Annotated in this window: 23 protein-coding genes; 6 read left to right on the top strand and 17 right to left on the bottom strand. The window is 67.2% G+C overall.

Going from position 1 to position 21947, the window contains the following annotated elements; all coding sequences use genetic code 11:
* Positions 1–11: 11 nt before the first annotated feature.
* The 5 genes from BMZ02_RS10990 to BMZ02_RS10970 all read right to left on the bottom strand — a co-directional run bounded on the left by BMZ02_RS10990 (position 12) and on the right by BMZ02_RS10970 (position 3121).
* Positions 12–191, bottom strand: a complete 180-nt coding sequence (locus tag BMZ02_RS10990) for a hypothetical protein (RefSeq protein ID WP_091643555.1) — start codon at positions 189–191, stop codon at positions 12–14.
* Between the two features lie 57 nt (positions 192–248).
* A complete protein-coding gene (locus tag BMZ02_RS10985) occupies positions 249–1241 on the bottom strand; it encodes a matrixin family metalloprotease (RefSeq protein ID WP_091643553.1) in 993 nt (330 codons plus the stop codon).
* A 1-nt stretch (position 1242) separates the two neighbouring features.
* The gene (locus tag BMZ02_RS10980; protein WP_091643550.1) at positions 1243–1719 is read right to left on the bottom strand and encodes a DUF456 domain-containing protein; all 477 of its coding nucleotides are present in this window, start codon (positions 1717–1719) and stop codon (positions 1243–1245) included.
* Positions 1720–1766: 47 nt separating this feature from the next.
* Positions 1767–2075, bottom strand: coding sequence for a heme-degrading protein HmuQ (gene hmuQ, locus BMZ02_RS10975; RefSeq protein WP_091643548.1), 309 nt, complete (start codon positions 2073–2075; stop codon positions 1767–1769).
* 143 nt (positions 2076–2218) lie between these two features.
* Entirely contained in the window at positions 2219–3121 is a 903-nt protein-coding gene (locus BMZ02_RS10970) for a helix-turn-helix transcriptional regulator (protein ID WP_091643545.1), read from the bottom strand.
* Positions 3122–3204: 83 nt separating this feature from the next.
* Between BMZ02_RS10970 and BMZ02_RS10965 the strand changes: the two genes are divergently transcribed.
* The 4 genes from BMZ02_RS10965 to modA all read left to right on the top strand — a co-directional run bounded on the left by BMZ02_RS10965 (position 3205) and on the right by modA (position 6327).
* On the top strand, positions 3205–3900 hold the full coding sequence (locus BMZ02_RS10965; RefSeq protein ID WP_091643543.1) for an ABC transporter permease: 696 nt from the start codon (positions 3205–3207) through the stop codon (positions 3898–3900).
* Positions 3897–4634 (top strand): ATP-binding cassette domain-containing protein, encoded by a 738-nt coding sequence (locus BMZ02_RS10960; RefSeq protein ID WP_091643541.1) that lies wholly within the window; start codon positions 3897–3899, stop codon positions 4632–4634. Before BMZ02_RS10965 ends, BMZ02_RS10960 begins: the two co-directional genes overlap by 4 nt.
* 13 nt (positions 4635–4647) lie before the next feature.
* Positions 4648–5472: an ABC transporter substrate-binding protein gene (locus tag BMZ02_RS10955; RefSeq protein ID WP_245754012.1), complete on the top strand. Its 825-nt coding sequence runs from the start codon at positions 4648–4650 to the stop codon at positions 5470–5472.
* A gap of 63 nt (positions 5473–5535) precedes the next feature.
* The gene (gene modA, locus BMZ02_RS10950; RefSeq protein WP_091643535.1) at positions 5536–6327 is read left to right on the top strand and encodes a molybdate ABC transporter substrate-binding protein; all 792 of its coding nucleotides are present in this window, start codon (positions 5536–5538) and stop codon (positions 6325–6327) included.
* A gap of 6 nt (positions 6328–6333) precedes the next feature.
* Here the strand turns inward: modA and BMZ02_RS10945 are convergent, their stop codons facing one another.
* The 8 genes from BMZ02_RS10945 to BMZ02_RS10910 all read right to left on the bottom strand — a co-directional run bounded on the left by BMZ02_RS10945 (position 6334) and on the right by BMZ02_RS10910 (position 12919).
* Entirely contained in the window at positions 6334–6768 is a 435-nt protein-coding gene (locus BMZ02_RS10945; protein WP_091643532.1) for an SRPBCC family protein, read from the bottom strand.
* Positions 6769–6804: 36 nt separating this feature from the next.
* Positions 6805–7785, bottom strand: a complete 981-nt coding sequence (locus BMZ02_RS10940) for a branched-chain amino acid ABC transporter permease (protein ID WP_216110813.1) — start codon at positions 7783–7785, stop codon at positions 6805–6807.
* Between the two features lie 4 nt (positions 7786–7789).
* On the bottom strand, positions 7790–8677 hold the full coding sequence (locus BMZ02_RS10935; protein WP_091643529.1) for a branched-chain amino acid ABC transporter permease: 888 nt from the start codon (positions 8675–8677) through the stop codon (positions 7790–7792).
* 73 nt (positions 8678–8750) lie between these two features.
* A complete protein-coding gene (locus tag BMZ02_RS10930; RefSeq protein WP_091643526.1) occupies positions 8751–9977 on the bottom strand; it encodes an ABC transporter substrate-binding protein in 1227 nt (408 codons plus the stop codon).
* Positions 9978–10087: 110 nt separating this feature from the next.
* On the bottom strand, positions 10088–10825 hold the full coding sequence (locus BMZ02_RS10925; RefSeq protein WP_091643523.1) for an ABC transporter ATP-binding protein: 738 nt from the start codon (positions 10823–10825) through the stop codon (positions 10088–10090).
* Entirely contained in the window at positions 10818–11573 is a 756-nt protein-coding gene (locus BMZ02_RS10920) for an ABC transporter ATP-binding protein (RefSeq protein WP_091643520.1), read from the bottom strand. The genes BMZ02_RS10925 and BMZ02_RS10920 overlap by 8 nt, the downstream gene beginning before the upstream one ends.
* Before the next feature lie 191 nt (positions 11574–11764).
* Entirely contained in the window at positions 11765–12340 is a 576-nt protein-coding gene (locus BMZ02_RS10915) for an NADPH-dependent FMN reductase (protein ID WP_091643517.1), read from the bottom strand.
* A gap of 87 nt (positions 12341–12427) precedes the next feature.
* Positions 12428–12919 carry a winged helix-turn-helix transcriptional regulator gene (locus tag BMZ02_RS10910; RefSeq protein WP_091643516.1) on the bottom strand — a complete coding sequence of 164 codons (492 nt, stop codon included), beginning with the start codon at positions 12917–12919 and terminating at the stop codon, positions 12428–12430.
* Between the two features lie 180 nt (positions 12920–13099).
* Between BMZ02_RS10910 and BMZ02_RS10905 the strand changes: the two genes are divergently transcribed.
* Positions 13100–13918, top strand: a complete 819-nt coding sequence (locus tag BMZ02_RS10905) for an acyl-CoA thioesterase (RefSeq protein WP_091643513.1) — start codon at positions 13100–13102, stop codon at positions 13916–13918.
* A gap of 63 nt (positions 13919–13981) precedes the next feature.
* On the opposite strand, the gene BMZ02_RS10900 is transcribed toward BMZ02_RS10905, so the two are convergent.
* The 4 genes from BMZ02_RS10900 to BMZ02_RS10885 all read right to left on the bottom strand — a co-directional run bounded on the left by BMZ02_RS10900 (position 13982) and on the right by BMZ02_RS10885 (position 19677).
* On the bottom strand, positions 13982–15442 hold the full coding sequence (locus BMZ02_RS10900) for an acetamidase/formamidase family protein (protein ID WP_091643511.1): 1461 nt from the start codon (positions 15440–15442) through the stop codon (positions 13982–13984).
* 198 nt (positions 15443–15640) lie between these two features.
* The gene (locus BMZ02_RS10895) at positions 15641–16576 is read right to left on the bottom strand and encodes a pirin family protein (RefSeq protein ID WP_091643508.1); all 936 of its coding nucleotides are present in this window, start codon (positions 16574–16576) and stop codon (positions 15641–15643) included.
* 119 nt (positions 16577–16695) lie between these two features.
* Positions 16696–17565 carry a pirin family protein gene (locus BMZ02_RS10890; RefSeq protein ID WP_091643506.1) on the bottom strand — a complete coding sequence of 290 codons (870 nt, stop codon included), beginning with the start codon at positions 17563–17565 and terminating at the stop codon, positions 16696–16698.
* A gap of 135 nt (positions 17566–17700) precedes the next feature.
* Positions 17701–19677 carry a sigma-54-dependent Fis family transcriptional regulator gene (locus tag BMZ02_RS10885; RefSeq protein ID WP_091643503.1) on the bottom strand — a complete coding sequence of 659 codons (1977 nt, stop codon included), beginning with the start codon at positions 19675–19677 and terminating at the stop codon, positions 17701–17703.
* A 345-nt stretch (positions 19678–20022) separates the two neighbouring features.
* On the opposite strand from BMZ02_RS10885, the gene BMZ02_RS10880 reads away from it, so the two are divergent.
* Entirely contained in the window at positions 20023–21828 is a 1806-nt protein-coding gene (locus BMZ02_RS10880; RefSeq protein ID WP_091643501.1) for an NAD(P)/FAD-dependent oxidoreductase, read from the top strand.
* The last annotated feature ends 119 nt before the right edge of the window (positions 21829–21947 follow it).

The raw sequence follows: 21947 nt of genomic DNA, 5'->3' as shown, positions 1-21947 counted from the left end.
CAGGGGCGGCGCTATTGCCGCTCCTGCCGCTCGCGGCGGCGGCGCACCAGGTACTCCAGCGCCGGCCCACCGATCATCCACAGCGGAATACCGAACAGAAAGGCGCCCATGAAGGCGCTGCCGATGCTCTGGTGCCCCCAGAAGAAACCGATGACGGCGCCGATGAAGAAGGGATTCACGAACAGCCGCATGCTGTCTCCCGCCGGTTCAGGGACGGCCACCACCGCGACACCGGCCCGGTGATGGATTCAACGGTGAATGATCGGCCCATGATGCGACGGCGGCAAGCCCTGTTCGTCGGTTGTCAGGGTGACCCGGCAGGCCTGGGACAACGCCTCGCGGTCCGCGGCGGACACCGCCGTGCGTCCCGTGTTGTCACCGCCGAGATAGGGCGCCATGACAGCGTCGGCATCGGGGACGTGGCCGATGCCCAGGGCGTGGCCCAGCTCATGGGCGAGCACCAGCCGCAGCTCGTCCTGGTCGTCCGCCTTGAACACGCGAATCCAGCGCTGGCTGCCACGCCGCTCGTACTGCCCCATCTCGAAGCCGGTGGCCGCGTGGGCCTCACGGTTGTGCACGTCCACCTGGTGATTGAACGCCTCCATCTCGCGCACCAGCACCTGCTGCTCCCGGTTCAGCGCCTCGCCGCGGCGCTCCAGCTCGCGGCGCTCGTCATTCAGGGCGTCCTGGGCCTCCGAGAGCGCCTGCGAGGCGTCCTGCAGCCGCTCGCGCTTCTCGGGGGTGCGCTCCATGTCACCGGCGTTCCACGCGGTCACCTCGCGCTCATGGGCCTCCACCCGCTCATTGAGCCGGCGCTGCCGTGACTCGAAGTCGCGGCTCTCCGCGGTCAGCGCCTCGTGCCGCTGCTCCAGCTGCTGCCGGTCCTCCCGCAGCTGCCGCTCCACCCGAACCAGATCGTCACGCCGCCGCTGACGGGCCTGGGCGCCGGCCTGGCGCTCGTCATAGACCAGGCTCACGGCCACGCCCTCGCCATCACGCTTGCGGAACAGGGTATCCTCGCTGGCGTCCTGCCACATGGCCATGGCATCGCGCAGGGCGGCACGCACCTCGGCACGATCCAGTTCGAAGCGGTCGTCCACGGCGTCCAGGTGGACGGTGACGGGCGCCTCGCAGGTGCGCGCCCAGAGCCGCTGCAGGCCGTCGGCCGCGGCTGCCGACGGGGCCGCGATCACCGCCACCACGAGACCGGCCAGCGCGAGCGGACGCAACCGCGCACGCATCCTAGAACCTCACCACCAGAAAGATCGCCACCATCGCCACACCCAGAGCCACCTTGGTCGCCATGCCGAGCAACAGGCCCAGAGTTGCGCTCCAGCCGGCACGACCAGCCGCCGGAAGACCGCGCCGGGCCCACAGCTCACCCAGCACGGCACCAATGAACGGGCCCAGCAGCAGGCCGATCGGCCCAAAGAAGACACCCACCACGGCACCCAACGTGGCACCGGCCACCGAGCTGGGCGAGGCGCCGCTACGCCGGGCGAACAGCGCCCCGGCGAGAAAATCGGTCAGCGACGCCACCGCCGCGAGCACACCGATGAACACCAGCGGCGCCGCGCCCACATGGGCGAACCCTTCCAGCCACGCCGCCATCCACAGCCCCGCGAACAGCAGCAGCGGGCCCGGCAGCACCGGGAGAACGAGCCCTGCCACGCCGACAGCGATCAGCGCCGCAGCGACAATCCAGAGAACAACCGTCATCGTGGCGTCCAAGCCCGGCGGCGCGGTTCGGAAAACCGGTGCAGGGCCTATTCCTCCTGGATCACCTCGAAGCACTCCAGGGCCGGGGCTTCCATGTAGATGTGGCGGTGGTCGCCGGCGTTGCGGTGGGCTTCCTTGAACGCTTCGGAGCGCGTCCACGCGTCAAAGGCGTCACGGGACTCCCAGGTACTGTGGGACGCGTAGAGCGTGTGGTCATCGTGCGCCGGCCCGCGTAACAGGTTGAAGGCGATGAAACCCGGCACGGATTTCAGGTGGGAATCGCGCTCGGCCCAGATGCGTTCGAACTCGGCTTCATACCCCTTGTGGATGCGGAAGCGGTTCATGGCGATGAACATGCGGCGTACCTCGTCCGTTCGGCGGTGGGTGTCGGATGGGCGCCATGATGACGCAGCCGGCGACGGAACGCCACGGCGCCCGCAGGGAACATCCTGATGACACGTGCAAGGACGCTCCGGTTCCGACAGCGTGTCGGCGGTGCTCAGGCGTTGTACCGGACCGCGCCGAGCCCGGTGATGTCGTAACCACCCATTGCGGCCGCCCGCCGGCCCAGCCGCTCGCTGCGCGCGAACGCCATCAGACGCTGTATCGGTGGCTGGAAGTAGCTGCGACGGCGCATGGCCAGGTCGAAGGCCTCTTCATGCAGGGGGATGAAATCCAGGCCGTGACGCCGCGCCGCTGCCTCCACCGCCAGGCCGGTCTCCGCTTCACCCTCCCGCACCGCGAGGGCAAGATCGTCCTCGCTCAGGGATGCGTGGGGCGTGAAGTCCAGCTGCGACGCGTCGATGGCCGACCGCTCCAGCAGCGAGCGAAACAGGGCATCGGCCCCCGCTTCCCGCTGCCGGTGCGCGACCCGGACGGACTGCTCCGCCAGATCGGCGAGCGTCCGGATGCCGCGCGGGTTGCCCGGCTGAACCAGCAGCCCCTGCCGACGCCGCCCCCAGTGAATGATCACCAGATCGCGCATGCCGCCCAGGCCGAGGGTCACCGGATCGTTGTACCGCCCCGTGCCGTGATCGATCACGTGCAGCCCGGCGACCAGGGCCTCGTCACGCAGCAGGCGCCGGGCACCGTCGCCGCTGCCGTGGCAGAGCAGGGCGAGATCCGACCCGGCCTCGCGCACGGCCCATTCCAGCAGCGGATCCTGGCTGCCGGCCAGCACCGCCGGGATGTCCCGCGACGGCGCCTGGTCGCCTTCCAGGTGACTCATGACCCACAGGTCGACGCTCTCCCGGGGGAACAGCAGCTTGCCGGTGGCGCGCGAACAGGGGATCACCCCCTGCTTCACGAGATCGTAGACCTTGCGCTCCTTGAGCCGCAGGTAGGCCGCCACCTCCGCCGTGGTGAGATAACGCTCCGGGGCGTGCTCGCCGTTTCTTGTCATTTGACTGCATATTTTCCGGAAACAGGTGCATCGAGTGTACGCCGTGCAGACAATGCCGGAAAGATAACGACGCGCGGAACACCATGGACAACGCCTTTCAGGCCGCCTTCCGGTTGATCGCCGAACGGGATCCGGTGCTGGTGGAAATCGTCACGCTGTCGCTGCAGGTCTCCCTGACCGCGGCGCTCATTGCCAGTGCCATTGCCCTGCCGCTGGGCGCCGCCATCGCCCTGTGGCAGTTCCCCGGCCGCGGACTGCTGATCGTCATCCTCAATGCCTTCATGGGGCTGCCGCCGGTGGTTGCGGGGCTGATGGTCTACCTGCTGCTCTCGCGGGCCGGCCCGCTCGGCGAGCTGGGGTTGCTGTTCACGCCCACGGCCATGGTGATTGCCCAGGTCGTGCTCATACTCCCCATCGTTGCCGCCCTGTCCCGCCAGGTGATCGAGGAGCTCTGGGGCGAGTACCGGGAACAGCTCCAGTCCCTTGGCGTCTCCAGGCTGCGCGCCATTCCCACGCTGCTGTGGGACGCCCGCTTCAGCCTGACCACCGTCGTTCTGGCCGGGTTCGGGCGGGCCAGCGCCGAGGTGGGCGCCGTGCTCATCGTCGGCGGCAACATCGCCGGCGTGACCCGCGTCATGACCACCTCCATCGCCCTGGAGACCAACCGTGGCAACCTGCCACTGGCCCTCGGGCTTGGCATCATTCTGCTGCTGTTGGTGGCCACGGTGAATGGGGTGGCGTACATGGTCGGTGAGTCGGCCAGGAGGCGGCTGGGATGAGCCGGGCCGAGCCGTTGTCGCTGCTGCCGCTGGAACTGGAAGGGGTCGCGTTCCGCCATCGCGGACAGACGCTGCTGCACCCCCTGGACCTGCGCCTGGAGCGTAACGGCAAAACGTTGATCATGGGTCCGAACGGTGCCGGCAAGAGCCTGTTGATGCGCATCTGTCACGGCCTGTTGTCGCCGACGGCAGGCACCGTGCGCTGGCGCGGCGGCGGCGCCACACCGGACACCATCCGCCGCCGGCAGGCCATGGTGTTCCAGCGGCCGGTGCTGCTGCGCCGTTCGGCGCTTGCGAACGTGCGCCACGCCCTGGGCGCCCAGGGCGTACCGCGGCGGGAGCGCGCCCGGCGCGCCGACGAGGCCATGGAGCAGTTCGGTCTGCAGGCGATCGCCCACCGGCCCGCGCGTGTGCTCTCCGGCGGCGAGCAGCAACGCCTGGCCCTGGCCCGGGCCTGGGCGCTGCGCCCGGAGATCCTGTTCATGGATGAGCCCACCGCCGCGCTGGATCCGGCGGCGATCCGGGCGGTGGAAGAGGCGGTGGACGCCTTCCACCACAACGGTACCTGCATCGTCATGAGCACCCACGACCTTGGTCAGGCCCGGCGGCTGGCGGATGACGTGGTGTTTCTGGTGAATGGAACACTGGTGGAGCGCTCGCCGGTACAGCAGTTCTTCGAGGCCCCGCGCTCGGCGCAGGCGGCGGCATTCGTGCGGGGCGATCTGGTCTGGTGACGGGAGGCTGGCAGTGAGGAAACCGGGACCACGGGCGCTTTTTGCGGCGATCGCCCTCGCCGTCACCGGCGGGGTGCAGGCCGGTGGCGGGTCCATCACCCTCGCCTCTACCACCTCTACCGAGGCCTCGGGTCTGTTCGACCACCTCGTGCCGAAATTCCGTGAGGCGACGGGAATCCATGTCCGGGTGGTTGCGGTGGGCACCGGCCAGGCATTCGAGATCGGTCGCCGCGGCGATGCGGACGTTCTGCTGGTCCACGACACGGCCGCCGAGGAGGCCTTCGTCGGCGACGGCTACGCCGCGGAGCGGCGCCATGTCATGTCCAACGACTTCGTGCTCGTCGGCCCGGCCGATGACCCGGCGGACGTCGCCAGCGCCGACAGCGCCCTGGACGCCTTCCGCCGCATCGCCGACGGGGCGCATCCGTTCACGTCCCGGGGCGACGACAGCGGCACCCACCGCGCCGAACGCAACCTCTGGCAGGATGCCGGCATCCAGCCGCGCGGCCGCTGGTACCGGGAGCTGGGCAGCGGCATGGGCGGGACACTCAATACCGCCGCGGCAATGGACGCCTACACCTATGCCGACCGCGCCACCTGGACCGCCTTCGGCAATCGCCAGAATCTGACCCTGCTCTTCGACGGCGACGACGTGATGTTCAACCCGTACGGCAGCCTGCTGCTCGATGCCGACCGCCACCCCCACGTGAAGCACGACAAGGCCCGCCGATGGCACGAGTGGCTGCTCTCCGACGAGGGACAGGAGGCGATCGCCAGCTTCAGGGTGCGCGGGCAACAGCTGTTCTTCCCGAATGACGCCACGCCGCCGGAGCCTTGACGCCCCGGCCCGCGGCATCTGAGTCTTGCACCAGCCGACCCCATCCACCGGACGTACAAGCCCATGGCCATGCACCGCCCCGCTGTCACCCTGCTCGTCTGCCTCGCCGTCGCCCTGGCGGGCTTCGCCCCCGCGGCCAGTCAGGCGGATCGGCCCATCATCGCCGCCGCGTCCGACCTCCAGTTCGCGCTGGAGGAGGTGGCGGAGCGCTTTCACGACGAGACCGGGCGCTCGGTGCGCCTCAATTTCGGCTCCAGCGGCAACTTCCGGCGCCAGATCGCCCAGGGCGCCCCCTTCGAGCTCTACCTGTCGGCCGACGAAGAGTACGTCTTCGCGCTCGAGCGTGACGGGCATACCGAGGACGAGGGCACGCTCTACGCCATCGGCCGCATCGTGGTGATCGCCCCCGCCGGCGACCCGGCCGATATCGTCGACGGGTCACTGGACAAGCTCGCAGAGCGGCTCGAGGCGGGTGACATCACGCGATTCGCCATTGCCAACCCCGACCACGCACCCTACGGGGTCGCCGCCATGGAGGCGCTGCAGTCGAAGGGGCTGTGGCAGACGGTCCGCCCGCGTCTGATCCAGGGCGAGAACGTGTCCCAGGCCGCCCGCCTGGCCTTGTCGGGCGAGGCCCAGGGCGGCATCGTTGCCTACTCCCTCGCCCGCGCCCCGGGCATTGCGGCACGCAGCGACCATGCGCTGATCCCCGAGGAGGCGCACACGCCGCTCCGGCAGCGGATGGCGCTGGTGGACGGTGCGGGCGAGACCGCCCGCATGTTCTACGCCTACCTGCAGGAGGAGCCCGCCCGGAATATTCTGGAAGACTTCGGTTTCGCCCTGCCGGATGATTAGGGAAACTCACCCGCCGAAGCGCCGGGACACACTCTCGAACGCCAGTCGGAACGTGTCGTGCACGCGGGCCACCGTCTCCTCCTCGTCGGCCGGGGCCACACCGAACTCGGCCCACCACTCGCCGAAGGTCTGGTTGCTCTCGGTCACCGGGAACAGGCGCATCTGGGCGACGTAGTCCGTGACCGGCAGGCCCGCCTCGAGAATGCGGTAGCAGCACAGGTACTCGCGGTCCGAGAGCGACAGCAGCTCTTCACGGATGACGCCACCGTCGTGGTCCTTGAAGTTGCGCACACAGCCGACCTGGTCCGCCGGCTTGCCCCCCTCGATGGTGCTGGTTGCGAAAAACGGGTGGTAATCGGGCAGCCCGTTGAAGTCGCGCAGCACGCCCCAGGCCTGATCGATGGTCGCATCCAGCACGGCACTCACGTAGACCTTGACCATGGTGTCTCCTCCTTCCCGTTGATGTCGTTGTGGATCTCAGCCCGTCTCCGCCCGCCGCTCCGGACGGGAGGCGACGGTGTCATCGATGGTGCGCGGCCGCAGCGCCTGGTCCAGCTTGCCCACGATGCCCTCCCGGAACAGCAGCACGCAGGCCATGAAGACCACGCCGACGATCACGGTGACCCAGGCGCCGAACGGATCCAGGTAGCGCGTGAGCAGCGAGATCAACACCGCGCCCGCGGCCGGCCCGAACACGGTGTTCATGCCGCCGAGCAGGGTCATGAGGATGACGTCGCCGGACATGTGCCAGTGCACGTCGTTCAGGGCGGCAAGCTGGAGTACCAGCGCCTGCATGGAACCGGCCAGGCCGGAGAGGGCGGCCGAGATGGTGAACACCATCACCTTGTAGCGCGCCACCGGGTAGCCCAGCGAGATCGCCCGCGGCTCATGCTCGCGGATCGCCCGCAGCACGGCGCCGAAGGGCGAGTTCACGGTCCGCCACACCACCCAGAGGCCGGCGGCGATCACCGCCACCACCACGAAGTAGAGCACCACGTCGTTGCGCAGGTTGAACACGCCGAACAGCGTCCCGCGCGGGATCTGCTGGAGCCCGTCCTCCGCTCCGGTGAAGGGCGCCTGCAGGTAGAAGAAATAGACCAGCTGCGACAGCGCCAGCGTGATCATGGCGAGATAGATGCCGCTGCGGCGTATCGCCAGAACACCGAACACGGCCCCCAGCCCGGCGCCCACGGCGATGCCGGCGAGGATACTGAGCTCCGCGGGCAGCAGCAGAAACTTGGCGCAGTAGCCGGTGACGTAGGCACCGCTGCCGAAGAACGCCGCGTGGCCGAACGACAGGATGCCGGTGTGACCCAGCAGCAGGTTGAAGGCGCAGGCGAACAGGACGAAGCACAGGGTCTTCATCACGAACACCGGGTAGACGATGTGCGGCACGAACGGCACGGCCAGCAGCGCCACCAGCCCCACGACGGCGAGAATCATGAACAGCGTCCGCATGGCGTTATCCCTCCGCTCGCCCGAACAGCCCGGCGGGCCGCAGCAACAGCACCGCCACCATCACCAGAAAGACGATGGTCGACGAGAATTCCGAGTAGAACACCCGGGTGAACCCCTCGACCACGCCCAGCGCCAGTCCGGTAACGATGGCGCCGACAATGGATCCCAGCCCGCCGATGACCACCACGGCGAAGATGATGATGACCAGCGTCGACCCCATGGACGGATTTACATGGAAGATCGGCGCGGCCAGCACGCCGGCGAACGCGGCAAGCCCCACACCGGCCCCGTACGTGAGTGTCACCAGCAACGGCACATTGATGCCGAACGCCTGGGTGAGCTCGGAACGCTCGGTGGCGGCGCGCAGGTTGGCGCCGAGCCGGGTGCGCTCGATCACGTACCAGGTGACCAGGCAGACCGTGAGCGAGGCGCCCACCACGAAGGCGCGGTACTCCGGCAGCATCATGAAGCCGAGGTCGATCACGCCGCGCAGCGCCTCCGGCGTCGGATAGGCCTGTCCGGACGAGCCGAACGCGACCCGGAAGCCGCCTTCGAGCACCAGCACCAGGCTGAACGTGAGCAGCAGGCCGTAGATGGGATCCAGCCCGTAGACCCGGCGCAGGAACAGGTACTCGAACAGCATGCCGATGCAGGCGACCACCAGCGGCGCGAGAAACAGCGCCACCCAGTAATCCATGTCCAGGTAGTTGCCGGCCATGAAGGCGACAAACGCGCCCAGCATGAAAAAGGCGCCATGCGCGAAGTTGACGATCTTGAGGACGCCAAAGATGATCGCCAGACCAAGACTCAGCAGCGCGTAGAACGAACCGTTGACGATACCCAGCATCAGCTGGCCGAACATCGCCTGCAGGGGAACACCGAAGATATCCATAGGGCCGATCCGGAATTGGGTGTGATCACTGCCGGGGCCGGACCGTCACCGGCCCGGCCCCGGCACCGGTGGCTTAGTTGTCGAGGAGCTCGCAGGTGCTGTTCTCCAGCGGCTGGAACGCGTCCTCGCCGGAGATGGTGGCAACCAGTTCCATGTAGTCGTAGTCGTACTCCGAGTCCCCCGGAGCCTTCACCTCCCACATGTACTGGTCGTGCACCATGCGGCCGTTCTCGCGGATGTAGCCGCCCTGGGCGAAGAAGTCGTTGATCTCCAGCTCACGCATCTTCTCCGAGACCGCATCCGGGTCGTCGGTGCCGGCCGCTTCCACCGCGTTGAGGTAGTGCATGGTGGAGGAGTAGTTGCCGGCGTGGGCCATGTTCGGCATGCGCCCGGTGCGGTCGTAGAAGCGCTCGGAGAACTCCCGGGTCTCCTCGGTACGATCCCAGTAGAAGGCGTTGGTGAGCAGCAGCCCCTCCGCCGCATCCAGGCCCAGGGTGTGGACATCATCGAACCACAGCAGCAGCGCCGCCGGCTGTTGATCCGGGGTCACGCCGAACTCGGACAGCGAGTTGATGGCGTTGATGGCGTCGGCGCCCGTGGATGCGATGCCGATGATCTCGGCCTGGGATGCCTGCGCCTGCAGGGCGTAGGACGAGAAGTCGGTGGTGTCCATCGGGTGGCGCGCGGCACCGACCACCTCACCCCCTGCCTCGCGGACCACCTCGGTCACCTGCTCTTCCAGCCCGTGCCCGAAGGCGAAATCGACGGTCAGGAAAAACCAGGTCTCACCGCCCTCGTCGACGATGGATTTCCCCGTGCCATGAGCGAGGGAGTGGGCGTCGTAGGTGTAATGGGTGGCGTAGGGCGAGCAGTGCTCGTTGGTGATATCCACCGTGGACGACGAGTTGACGATGGCGTGGCGCTGACGCTCCTTGGCGATGGCGGCCACCGCGTTGGCAACGCCCGAGTTGGACAGATCGTTGATCATGTCCACACCGTCGTTGTCGTACCACTCCCGGGCACGGCTGGCGCCGACGGACGGGTCGTTGCGGTGATCGGCGTAGATCACCTCGATGGGCGTGCCGTTCACCTCGCCACCGAAGTCCTCCGCCGCCATACGCACGGCTTCCACCGCCGCTTCGCCGGAGAGATCGGTATAGATGCCGGACATGTCGGTGAGCACGCCGATGCGCACCACGTCATCCGAGAAATCGCCATCCGCCAGTGCGGTGGACACACTACCGAGGCCGATGCCGGCCGAGGCCAGCGCTGCCGTGATCAAAGCACTCTTGCGTTGCATGGGGGTCTCCTCCTCCGTCTTATCGTGCTTTTCTGTGTTATCGCTATGTAATCGGTATTACCGCCTCCCGGTCCCGGGTTGCTCCCGCCGACCTGCGTGGCACGCCGCCACTAGACACCCAGGCGCGCCATGAGCGCGTCGAAGTTGTCGGCAAAGGACGTCTTGTCGTGGGTCTCCACCACCTGCCCCTGATCCAGCACGAAGTGCCGGTCGGCCACGGTCATGGCGAAGCGGACGTTCTGTTCCACCAGCAGGATGGTGTAGCCCTGCTCCTTGAGGCTGCGGATGGTGTCGCCGATCTGGCTGACGATGCTCGGGGCCAGGCCCTCCGTGGGCTCGTCGAGCAACAGCAACCGGGCGCCGGTACGCAGGATCCGGCCGATGGCAAGCATCTGCTGCTCGCCGCCCGACAGGTTCGTGCCGGCGCTGCGCAGCCGGCCGCGCAGGTTCGGGAACAGGGTCAGGACCTCGTCGGTGGTCAGACCGCCCTCGCGCACCTGCGGCGGCAGCTCCAGATTCTCGGCGACGCTGAGGGTGGCGTAGATGCCGCGGTCCTCGGGGCAGAAGGCCACGCCGCAGCGGGCGATGCGGTAGGGCCGCTTGTGGATGGTCTCCTCGCCCTCGATCCGGATCGACCCCTGCCGGCGCGGGACAATCCCCATGACCGACTTCAGCGTCGTGGACTTGCCCGCGCCGTTGCGGCCCAGCAGGGTCACCACCTCACCCGGGTAGACGTCCACGTTGACCCCGTGCAGCACGTGGCTCTCGCCGTACCACGCCTGCAGGTCGGCGATGGTCAGCATCGGCTCCGCGGCTTGCGGGTCCAGGGCGCGTGCGGCATCAGCCATGACCACCTCCTCCGATGTAGGACTCGATCACCCGCTCGTCGCGGGCGACGGTGTCGTAGTCGCCTTCCACGAGAATCTCGCCGCGGGCGAGAACCGTGACGCGGTCGCACAGCTCCGAGACCACGCCCAGGTTGTGCTCCACCATCAGCACCGTGCGACCGGCAGCGACGGTCTGGATGAGCCGGGTGATGCGACTGACGTCCTCCGTCGCCATGCCGGCGGTGGGCTCGTCCAGGAGCATCACTTCCGGGTCCATGCCCAGGGTGGTGGCGATCTCCAGCGCCCGTTTGCGGCCGTAGGGCAGTTCCGCTGCCGGCGTGTGGTAATCGCCGTTCAGCCCGACCTGATCGAGCAGCTCTTCGGCACGGGTACGGTCGGCGGCGAGCTTCTTTGGCGAGTTCCAGAAGTCGAAGGACTCGCCGCGACGGCGCTGCAGGGCCATGCCCACGTTCTCCAGCGCCGTCAGGGAGGCGAACACCGCGGAGATCTGAAAGGAGCGTACAAGCCCTTCGCGGGCGACGCGGTCGGGCTTGTAGCGGGTAATGTCGCGCCCCTTGAAGCGGATTGCACCGCTGGTGGGGGCGAGAAACTTCGACAGGAGGTTGAAACAGGTGGTCTTGCCGGCCCCGTTCGCACCGATCAGCGCATGGATGGTGCCCGGTTCGACGTTCAGGGACACCCCGTTGACGGCGTGAAACCCTTTGAAGTTCTTGACCAGGTTCGAGGCCTGTATGATCGGTTCGCCCATCCCGGAGCTCCCTTGATCCGCTTTACGGAGGGAGTTTGCATAAACGGTGCCAGAGCCGGGAGAGTGGCTTGCAGCAAGCGCTGGGGTGCCATGGGATGGTGCGTGCGCAGGGGTAAAAACGAGTAATATCAACCCGTTATTACCCCGTTTTGCTCAATATTGCCCACGACCGTACGGTCGTGGAACGGACGCTATCCCCGGTGGAGCCGATCCACCGTCTCGACCAGTCGGGCGCAGAGCTGATCCAGCCGCTGCCGGTTGCCGTCCTCGACAAAGCCCCCGGTTTCGTCGAACGCCTGGCTGGCCCGCGGCACGGCGAGCTGGTCCGGCAGCACCGTCACGCCGAGATTCACCAGCAGCTGCCGCGCCAGGGCAAGGCTGCGCATCCCGCCGAAGCCGCCGGGGGACGCCGACACCACACAGGCCACACGCCCCTGAAACAGCGCCAGACCGCTCTCCTCGCCATCGGGCCGGGAAAGCCAGTCGAGGGTGTTCTTCAGCAGCGGCGTGATGAACCCGTTGTACTCGGGCGAAGCCACGATCAGCCCCTGGTGCTCGGCGAGAAGGGCCTTCATGCGCCGGGCGTGCTCGGGCACTCCCGACGCCTGCTCCAGATCGCCGTCGTAAAGCGGCATGGGGTAGTCACGAAGGTCCACGAACGTGGCCTCGCCTCCCTGTTGCTGCACGCTCGCGGCGGCCATCCTTGCCAGGCGCTTGTTGAAGGAGTCGGCGCGGGCACTGCCCGAGAAGACGAGAATGCGGGTCATGGGGTTCTCCGGCTTATGTTGATCAGTGATTGTGGTGGACCTGAAGGTCCACCCTACGCCAAGCCTGTGCCATTTGTACCGAACAGCTCACTCCGGGGCCCGGGTCCGCTTTCGCGGCATGACCCGGCCGGCCCAGGCCGGTGACTCCTCGACCTCCACGTCCTGGGGGCGGAGCTCCTGGCCGCACTCGCTGCAGGTGAGAACCGCGCGGGTATAGCAGCCGCAGTTGCGGTGCCGGTGGCGGACCGGCGGGCCGTTCTCATCCACCATGTGCCGGTCACCCCAGTGCACCAGGGAAAGAATGACCGGGTAGAGATCCCGTCCCTTGGCGGTGAGCCGGTATTCCTCGCGCCGCGGCCGCTCCTGGTACGGCCGCTTCTCGAGGACGCCCGCATCGTGGAGCTTCTTCAGCCGGTCGGACAGGATGTGGCGGGTGATCCCCAGGCGCGCCTCGAAATCGTCGAAACGGCGCACGCCGAGAAAACAGTCGCGCAGGATGACGAGCGTCCACCGATCGCCAATCACGGAGAGGGTTCGGGCCAGGGAGCAGGGCTGTTGATCCAGTTCTTCCCAGCGCATGGCGACTCCTGTTGGGTCATCAACCGACAGATTGACAGGTTCCACAAAAGAACCATACATTCCCAAGCCGGATTCCAAAAAAGAACCTGACAGGAGAACGCCCGTGAACAAGGCGGCAGTGATGGTTGGAGCAGGCGGCGGCGCGCTGAACGGTCCGTCTCAACCAGACAGGGAGCAGACATGATGGCGTCCGCCCCGGAGGCTCACCCGTTCGACCAAGCCGTCGCACTCACGCCCCGCGGCGACGGGGGTCACACCGGCCACACCACGGCCGCCTACGCCAACATGGTGGGGCCGTTCGGCGGAGTGATCGGGGCAACACTGCTGAACGCGGTGATGACGGACCCGCAGCGCTTGGGCGACCCGATCTCGCTGACCGTCCATTACGCGGCGCCGATCGCGGACGGCGCGTTCTCCGTGACCGCCCGGGCCATGCGCACCAACCGCAGCACCCAGCACTGGCTCGTGGAGATGGTCCAGGACGAGCAGATCGTCGCCTTCGCGACCGCGGTCACGGCGCTGCGGCGGGAGACCTGGGGCGCCACCGACGCGCTCTTCCCCGAGGTCCCTCCGGCGGCGTCTCTGGAACGGGCAACCCCTGTCGAGCGGGCGCCCTGGACCCGCTGCTACGAGATGCGCTTCGTGGACGGCGCCATCGGCGGCAGGCCTAACGACGACATCCCGTCCCAGAGCCGCCTGTGGCTGCGCGACAATCCGCCCCGCCCGCTGGATTTCGTATCGCTGGCCGCCCTGTGTGACGCGTTCTTCCCGCGCATCTTCGTGCGCCGCGGCGCGTGGACGCCCATCGGTACGGTCACCCTGACCACCTACTTCCACGCCGACGCCGCACAGGTGCATGAGCAAGGCACCGGCTTCCTCCTCGGCAGCGCCCGCGGACTCAACTTCGGCAAGGGGTTCTTCGACCAGAGCGCGGAGGTGTGGAGCACCGACGGCAGTCTGCTCGCCTCCAGCCATCAGGTGGTCTACTACAAGGAGTAGCAGCGACAGGCCGGGAACGCCCGCCGGCCTGTCGCCACTCACGATCCAGTGAACGAGCCGGAATCACGCGCCGGCGAAGATGTTCTTCTTGAGTATCCCGTGAACACCCCAGTTTCCGTCGACGATCTGGGTGATCCCGAAATCCACGCCGATGCTCATCAGGGAAATCGCCTCGTCTTCGTTCAACCCCTGGGTGGTCATGAGAAAGTGGCGCATCTTGCGGTAGGCATCCCGCATGGCCCGGTCAATGGACGACTTCTCGTAGATGACACTCTGGGCATCACGACCGAGTTCTTCCAGATAGTTGGCATAGCTGAACCCGTGGATCACCCAGTCGTCCTGGGTCTCCATCAGCGGATACTCCAGCCCCTCGAGGCGCGTACCCTGCAGATCGGCTTCCTTGTGGACGATGATCTGGAAAGTCCCGGTCAGAGAGCACTCGATTGCCGTGCCACACAGTTCCGAATCGCCCTGCGAGGCGTGCGGGTCGCCCACGGACAACAGGGCCCCGTCCACCGCCACCGGATAGTACATGGTCGCGCCCTTGCCCATGCGCCAGTTGTCCACGTTGCCACCAAAATAGCTCGGCGGAATGGAGTCCACCATGTCTTCTTCCCGCGGTGCCACGGCAATCGCCCCGAAATGCGGCCGCACCGGGATGCGGGCGTTCTCAAGCACGCCGTGGCGTTTCTCGATGGTGTCGTGGTCGACGGGGACGCCGGGGTAGTCGATGGTCTCGTGATCCACACCGAACGGGTCGGTCTGGGTGGTCCAGCGGTAGTTGTAAACCGCTTTCGCCCAATTCCTGTGGGCGCGGGCATCCAGTTCGTAGATGGTAATGACCTCTCGGGGCTTCGGCTCCTCCAGAAGATCGTCGTAGTGGAACCCCCACCAGGCGGCCGCGTTACTGCCGAACGTCTTGCCCGCATACTCCGGATTGCCTGACGGACGCGGCTTGGCATCGACAATGCGCACCTCCAGCACATCGCCCGGCTCCGCACCCTTGATGTAGACGGGCCCGGTGAGAATGTGAACGCCCAGTCCTTCACCTGCGCCGCGACCGAACAACGAGGCATCCATGGGCCCTGCGCCGCGTCGGTCAACGCCCTTGCCCTCGCCGTCCCAGTGGAAGATCCCCTCAACCCCGGGGTCGCCCTTGATCATGCGGTCGAAGTCGTCGTAGGCGTGATGGGTCACGGTCTCGATGGTCACGAAATCACCTGATTCCGCTTCGACGATCCCCGGAAGGTTCTTGCTGAAATAGCCCCAGTGAACTGTGTCTCTGGTCGCCGGCAGATAGTGATGCTTGCGTGCACCGACCTCGGTGAAGCCATTGAGGCCCTCCGCCTGCGCGGTGGTCACGTAAGGCAGGCCAGCCGCCGCCGCCGTCAACGCCCCCGCCGCACCGGTGGATTGCACGAGGAAATTTCTGCGGCTCCGGGAGACACCGTCGTCGTGCTGGTGCGCATCATCGTGTCCACCATGACCTGCGCAGCAGTTGCCGTGGTTGTTATTGTCGGTCATCGAACCATCCTCACTGGTCGGGAAACCCGGAGGAGAGGATGCAAATCGCTGACCAATCGGTACTTTATTGAAAAAACAACGGGTTGCTGAAACACTCCCGCGTAAAATACCAACCCGGTGGCGCATAAGAATGCACCACCTGCCCGAGCGCACCATCCGGGCGCATTGCTGGCCGGTTTGGCGAATTGAATCCCTCACCTACCCCGGCAACGGCACATGCTCGTCCCGGTCCGTGGGCGGGAGATCGAACAGGCCTGCGCCCCATTGCTCGGCCTGCCACTGGCGTTTCGCCTCCTCGATGCGCTCTTTCGAGGAGGCAACGAAGTTCCACCAGATGTAGCGCGGCCCGCCGAGGGTGGCGCCGCCGAGAATCATCAGGCGAGCCCCCTGCTCACCGGCCGCCACGGTGATGCGATCGCCGGGCCGGAATACCATCATCTGCGCGCGATCGAACTGTTGACCGGCGATGGTGATGGCGCCATCGATCACGTAGATCCCGCGGTCCTCGTGGTTGTCGGGCAGCGGGAAGAGCGCCCCCGGCGCCAGCTGCACATCCGCGTAGAAGGCTTCGGAGTACAGGGTGGCCGGCGCCCGCTCGCCGTAGGCATCACCGAGCAGGAGCTGAACCCGGACACCGTCGTCCTCGATGACCGGGAGCCGGTCCTGACCGTGGTGCTCGAAGATCGGCACCATCTCTTCCTGACCTTCCGGGAGTGCGACCCAGGTCTGGATGCCGAACAGGTTGCTGGCCTGCTCGCGACTCGCCACCGAGGTGCGTTCCGAATGGGTGACGCCCCGCCCGGCCACCATCCAGTTCAACGCGCCGGGCCGGATGACCTGGTCCGTGCCCAGGCTGTCCCGGTGGTGAAGATCACCGTCGTACAGGTAGGTGACCGTGCCGAGGCCGATATGCGGGTGGGGCCGCACGTCGATGCCACTGCCGGTGAGAAACTCCGCCGGACCCACCTGATCGAAGAAGATGAACGGACCAACCATCTGCCGTTTCGGCGCCGGCAGGGCGCGCCGCACCTCGAAGCCACCCAGATCCCGCGCCCGCGGGATGATCAGGGTCTCGATGGCGTCGACGCCGATTTCGTCCGGGCAGCCGGGGGTCAGTGCGGGATTCCAGCTCATGGCGCTCTCCTTCCAGTGGCATGACGGCGCGTCCCGGTACAATGCGGTTGTCGCCCGTCTGATGAAGTCTACACCCCTGCAGCCGCCCCGGCCGGCGAAATGCCGGCCGGGGCGGCGGGCTAGGAGGCTTTCCGGGGCACGAGCCGGTTGTGGCGGAAATCCGCCAGCGCCTGCTCGATCTCGTGCTCGTGATTCATCACGAACGGCCCGCGGGCCGCCACCGGCTCACCGATCGGCTCGCCGCTGAGCACGAGCAGCCGTGCTTCGTTGTTGGCCTCCAGGGACACGGCACTGCCCTCGGTGGCCAGGATGGCCAGGTCGGCATCTCGCAGCACCCCGTCGTCGTTGACCATCACCGTGCCGTCAACAACGGCCACGGCGACGGGCCAGCCCTCGGGCAGGTGCAGGGTCGCACGGCCATTCCGCTGCAGGCGCACATCCCAGACCTGCATCGGGGTCTGCGTCTGCGCCGGCCCGGCTCGATCCGCCAGGTCACCCGCGATGATGCGCACGGTACCTGCCCCTTCCGGCAGCGCCACCTCCGGGATGTCGCCGGCACGAATTGCCTGGTATCCCGGCTCCATCCCCTTCGCTCTGGCCGGCAGGTTGACCCACAGCTGCACCATCTGCAGCGCCCCTCCCGCCTCGGTGAAGGCATCGGAGTGAAACTCCTCGTGCAGAATCCCGGCACCGGCAGTCATCCACTGGACATCGCCCGGCCCGATCACGCCGCCGTGACCCGTGGAGTCCCGATGCGCCACCTCGCCCTGGTAGACGATGGTGACGGTCTCGAAGCCCTTGTGCGGATGCTCGCTGACACCCCGTGGCCTGGTCGCGGGCTGGAAGGTCGCCGGGCCGGCATAATCCATGAGCAGAAACGGATCCAGGGCCTGGCCATGGTCGTGGTGGGAGAACAGCGACCGCACCGGGAAACCGTTACCGACCCAGTGGTGGCGGGGTGCCGCGTGCACGCTGCGAATGGCCTTCATGGTGACCTCCTGCGCTACTGGTTGAATAGGTTACACAGGATATGCGCGAGACAATCAAACCAGTAGCCCCCGGAACTGCACCAAAGCGTTCACCAAGTGGAACGATAACCCGGGCCGGCAGTGGCCGCCTGCAATCTAACCGGAACCGGCCTCCTCGCCGTCCCGCCAGTTGGGGGGCACCATGCCGTGGCGGCGCATGCGCCGGTAGATGGTCGGGCGGGACAGGCCCAGCTCCCTGGCCACGGCGGTGATGTTCCAGTGCGTACGCATCAGCGCCTCGTGCAGTATCGCGGCGTCGCCGGTGTAGCTACCCGCCTGGGGCCGGTGCACGCCGGGGCCCCGGGACGCCAGCGAGGCGGGCGGGTGCTCGTCGGGCAGGTCGCCGGCGGTGATCTCGTCACCCGGCGCGGTGGCGAGCGCGAAAGCCAGTGCATTGATGAGCTGGCGGATGTTGCCCGGCCAGGGGTTCGCCAGCAGGGCGCTGACCGCATCCGCGCGCAGGCGCGGCGCATGGGGCCGGTTGCGGGTGAGATCCGCATACACGCTGTCGATGACGTGCTGCTGATCGGCACGTTCCCGCAGTGGCGGCAGCCACAGGGTTGCCCCGTTCAGGCGGTAGTAGAGGTCTTCCCGGAACGCCCCCGAGGCGATGAGCCGCCGCAGATCCTGATGGGTCGCCGCAACCACCCGCAGATCCACCGGCACGGGGCGCTCGGTGCCCAGGGGCTGGATCTCCCGCTCGGCGAGCACGCGCAGCAGACGGGTCTGCAGGTGCAGCGGCATGTCGCCGATCTCGTCCAGAAAGAGCGTGCCGCCATGGGCCTGCTGCACCAGCCCGGCACGCCCCTTCTGGCGGGCACCGGTAAAGCTGCCACCCTGATAGCCGAACAGTTCACTTTCGATCAACGACTCGGGGATGGCCGCACAGTTCAGGGCAACAAAGGCGCCGTTGGCGCGCGCACTGGAGTCGTGCAGGGCCCGGGCGAGGCGCTCCTTGCCAGTCCCGGTCTCGCCGGTGACCAGCACGTTGATGGGCTCGTTGCGCAGCCGCTTGGCCATCGCCAGCGTCTTGCGCATGGCCGGGTCGTCTGCCGCCAGCTGATCGAGTGCGGGCACGTCCTCTTCGGCCATGCCCGGGCCATTGGTGCGACTCCGCGGCAGGGAGCGGCTGGGCTGGATCAGGGTCGCGAAGTACACCTCGCTGCTGCGTCGCGTGCGGAAGGCGCGGATCTGGTCCTCGCTGCGGTAGGGAAGATCCCAGAGGTCGCGCAGCTCGCAGTCCAGCACCGCCGTGATCGCGGTGGCACCGGCGCCGGCCGGTCCGCCGCCAGCGATGAGCTCCCGCCCCGCCGTGTTTGCGGCCAGGATGGTGCCGTCCTCTTCCAGGGCGATCAGGTAACGGCCGCTGACACGCACGAACTCACGGGAGGTGTCACAGCGCAGCAGATAGCTGTTGCGGTAGCGACGCAGGAAATACGCATCCTCGATCATGCGCGCGTACAGCGTCACCAGGTGGTGACCGAAGGTCTGACTTTCCGGACCAATGGGCGAATCCAGGGCGGAGATGTTGAGTACCGCAAGCGGTCGGCCGTCGGGATCGCGGATGGGCGCGGCGGTGCAGGTCAGTCCGATGTGGGTGGCATCGAAGTGATCGGTGCGGTGACAGCTCAGGGACACGTTACCCTGCAGACAAGTGCCCACGGCGCAGGTGCCTGCGTAGTCCTCACTCCAGTCGGAGCCCAGATAAAGCCCCGCCTTGCGCAGCCTGGCATCCCGGTGCCGATCGCCCAGATACTGCACGGCGATGCCGCGATCATCGGTCAGCAGCAGCACGTAATCCAGCTGCGCCGCCTGCTGGTAGAGCTGATCGACGCCAGCACGGGCGACACCGAGCAATTCGTCGGAGCGGTCCTGATGCTCGCGCAGCACCTGGTTGGTAACGATGCGCGCCGGGCGCGGACGGGTCGGGTCGAGCCCGTACTCGGTGATGCAGCGCTGCCACGACTGCCCGATGACCAGCGTGTTCGGCGCCTGTGCCACCGGGCTGCCCCTGCCTTCCGCGTACTTGAGAACGGCGTCGATGTGCTCGCGCTGTTCGCGGCGAAGGCCCATGTTCTCCTCCCGGCGGCCGTTGCGACCACCGCTGTCATGACCGGCCGGAACGGCCTTGTTGTCGGGTCAACTCAGCACACCCGACGAGGGGTGTCAACACAGTGTAACGGCCGGCTAATCAGGGTGTTACACCTGTAACGCACGAGCGTCACAGGTGTAACGACGGCTGCGCCCCGGCGCACGTCGGGCCACCACACTCACCACGAAAAAACCGTCTCCGAATCAGGTGATTGCGCTTGTGCCCGAGAGAATGCCCGTCGCTGGCACGGCATCTGCTATAGCGCCTCTGAAGGCCCGACACACAGGGCCGTTCCACAGAACCAGACCCACATGGAGGAGAAACACATGTCGGTGCAACAGAACACCCCCGATCAGCAGGTCTCGGACTGGCTCGTGGACCTGGACGCCGCCCTGCGGCAGCGTGATTTCGATGCCGCCGCAGCCCTGTTCCACCAAGAGGAATGCTACTGGCGCGATCTGGTCACCTTGACCTGGAACATCAAGACCGCCGAGGGGCAGGACGCCATCCGTGCCATGCTGGCGAATACCGTGCCGGAGGCGCGCCCGGAGGCGTGGACCCCGACCGGCGAGGCCACGGAAGCGGACGGCGTGGTGGAGAGCTGGTTCAGCTTCCGCACCGGCGCCGCAGAGGGGCAGGGCCTCGTGCGCCTGAAGGACGGCAAATGCTGGACCCTGCTCACCGCCATGGACGGCCTGCGCGACCACCCCGAACCGCGTCGCCACCAGCGTCCGAAGGGCGCCGAGCACGGCGCGTCGAAAGCGCGGGAGACCTGGCTCGAGTCGCGTCGGCGGGAACAGGAGGAGCTCGGCTACACGCAGCAGCCGTACTGCGTGATCGTCGGTGGCGGCCAGGGAGGCATTGCGCTGGCCGCCCGGCTGCGCCAGATGGACGTGCCCACCATCGTGGTGGAGAAGAACCCGCGCCCGGGGGACTCCTGGCGCAACCGCTACAAGTCCCTGTGTCTGCACGACCCGGTCTGGTATGACCACCTGCCCTACCTCCCCTTCCCCGACAACTGGCCGGTGTTCTCGCCCAAGGACAAGATCGGTGACTGGCTGGAGATGTACACCCGGGTGATGGAGCTCAACTACTGGGCGTCCACCGAGTGCGAGAGCGCCAGCTACGACGAGGCCACCGGCGAGTGGACGGTGAACGTCAACCGCAACGGCGAACGGGTCACGCTGCGGCCGAAACAGCTGGTCCTCGCCACCGGCATGTCCGGCATGCCCAACATGCCGGACTACCCCGGCGCCGAGACGTTCCAGGGCGAGCAGCAGCACTCCAGCCAGCACCCCGGGCCGGATGCCTACCGCGGCAAGAAGGTAGTGGTGGTGGGCTCCAACAACTCCGCCCACGACATCTGCGCCGCACTGTGGGAAAACGACGCCGACGTCACCATGCTGCAGCGCTCGTCCACCCATATCGTCAAATCGGACTCGCTCATGGATGTGGTGCTCGGGCCGCTGTATTCCGAGGACGCCGTGAACAACGGCATCACCCACGACATGGCGGACATGATTTTCGCGTCGATTCCGTACAAGGTCCTGCCGCAGATGCAGAAGCCGGCATTCGACACGATCCGGGAACAGGATGCGGACTTCTACAGGACGCTTGAGGACGCCGGGTTCCTGCTGGACTTCGGCGCCGACGACTCGGGGCTGTTCCTGAAGTACCTGCGCCGCGGCTCCGGCTACTACATCGACGTGGGCGCCAGCGAGCTGGTAGCCAACGGCGACATCAAACTGCACAGCGGCGTGAGCATCGAACGGATCAACCCGCACTCGGTCACGCTCACGGACGGCACGGAGCTACCGGCGGACCTGATCGTCTACGCCACGGGCTACGGCTCCATGAACGGCTGGGCGGCCCGCATCATCTCCCAGGAGGTGGCCGACAAGGTCGGCAAGTGCTGGGGCCTGGGTTCGGACACGCCCAAGGACCCCGGCCCCTGGGAGGGCGAGCTGCGTAACATGTGGAAACCCACGCAGCAGGAGGCGCTGTGGTTCCACGGTGGCAACCTGCACCAGTCACGCCACTACTCCCATTACCTGGCACTGCAGCTCAAGGCGCGCAAGGAAGGAATCCCGACGCCGGTCTACGGGCTCCAGGAGGTCCATCACCTGGCATGATGGTGGCGACACCACGGCGGCGGGACTCCGTCCCGCCGCTACCGGCCACCGAAGCCACCGGCGTCGTTCTCGACGTAGAGGTTCGTGTCGGAGGCCGCCCGCCCCGGGGCCATCGCAGG

It is taken from the genome of Aquisalimonas asiatica (assembly GCF_900110585.1).
GTDB lineage: Bacteria > Pseudomonadota > Gammaproteobacteria > Nitrococcales > Aquisalimonadaceae > Aquisalimonas > Aquisalimonas asiatica.
This window is presented reverse-complemented; position numbering and strand designations above follow the sequence as displayed.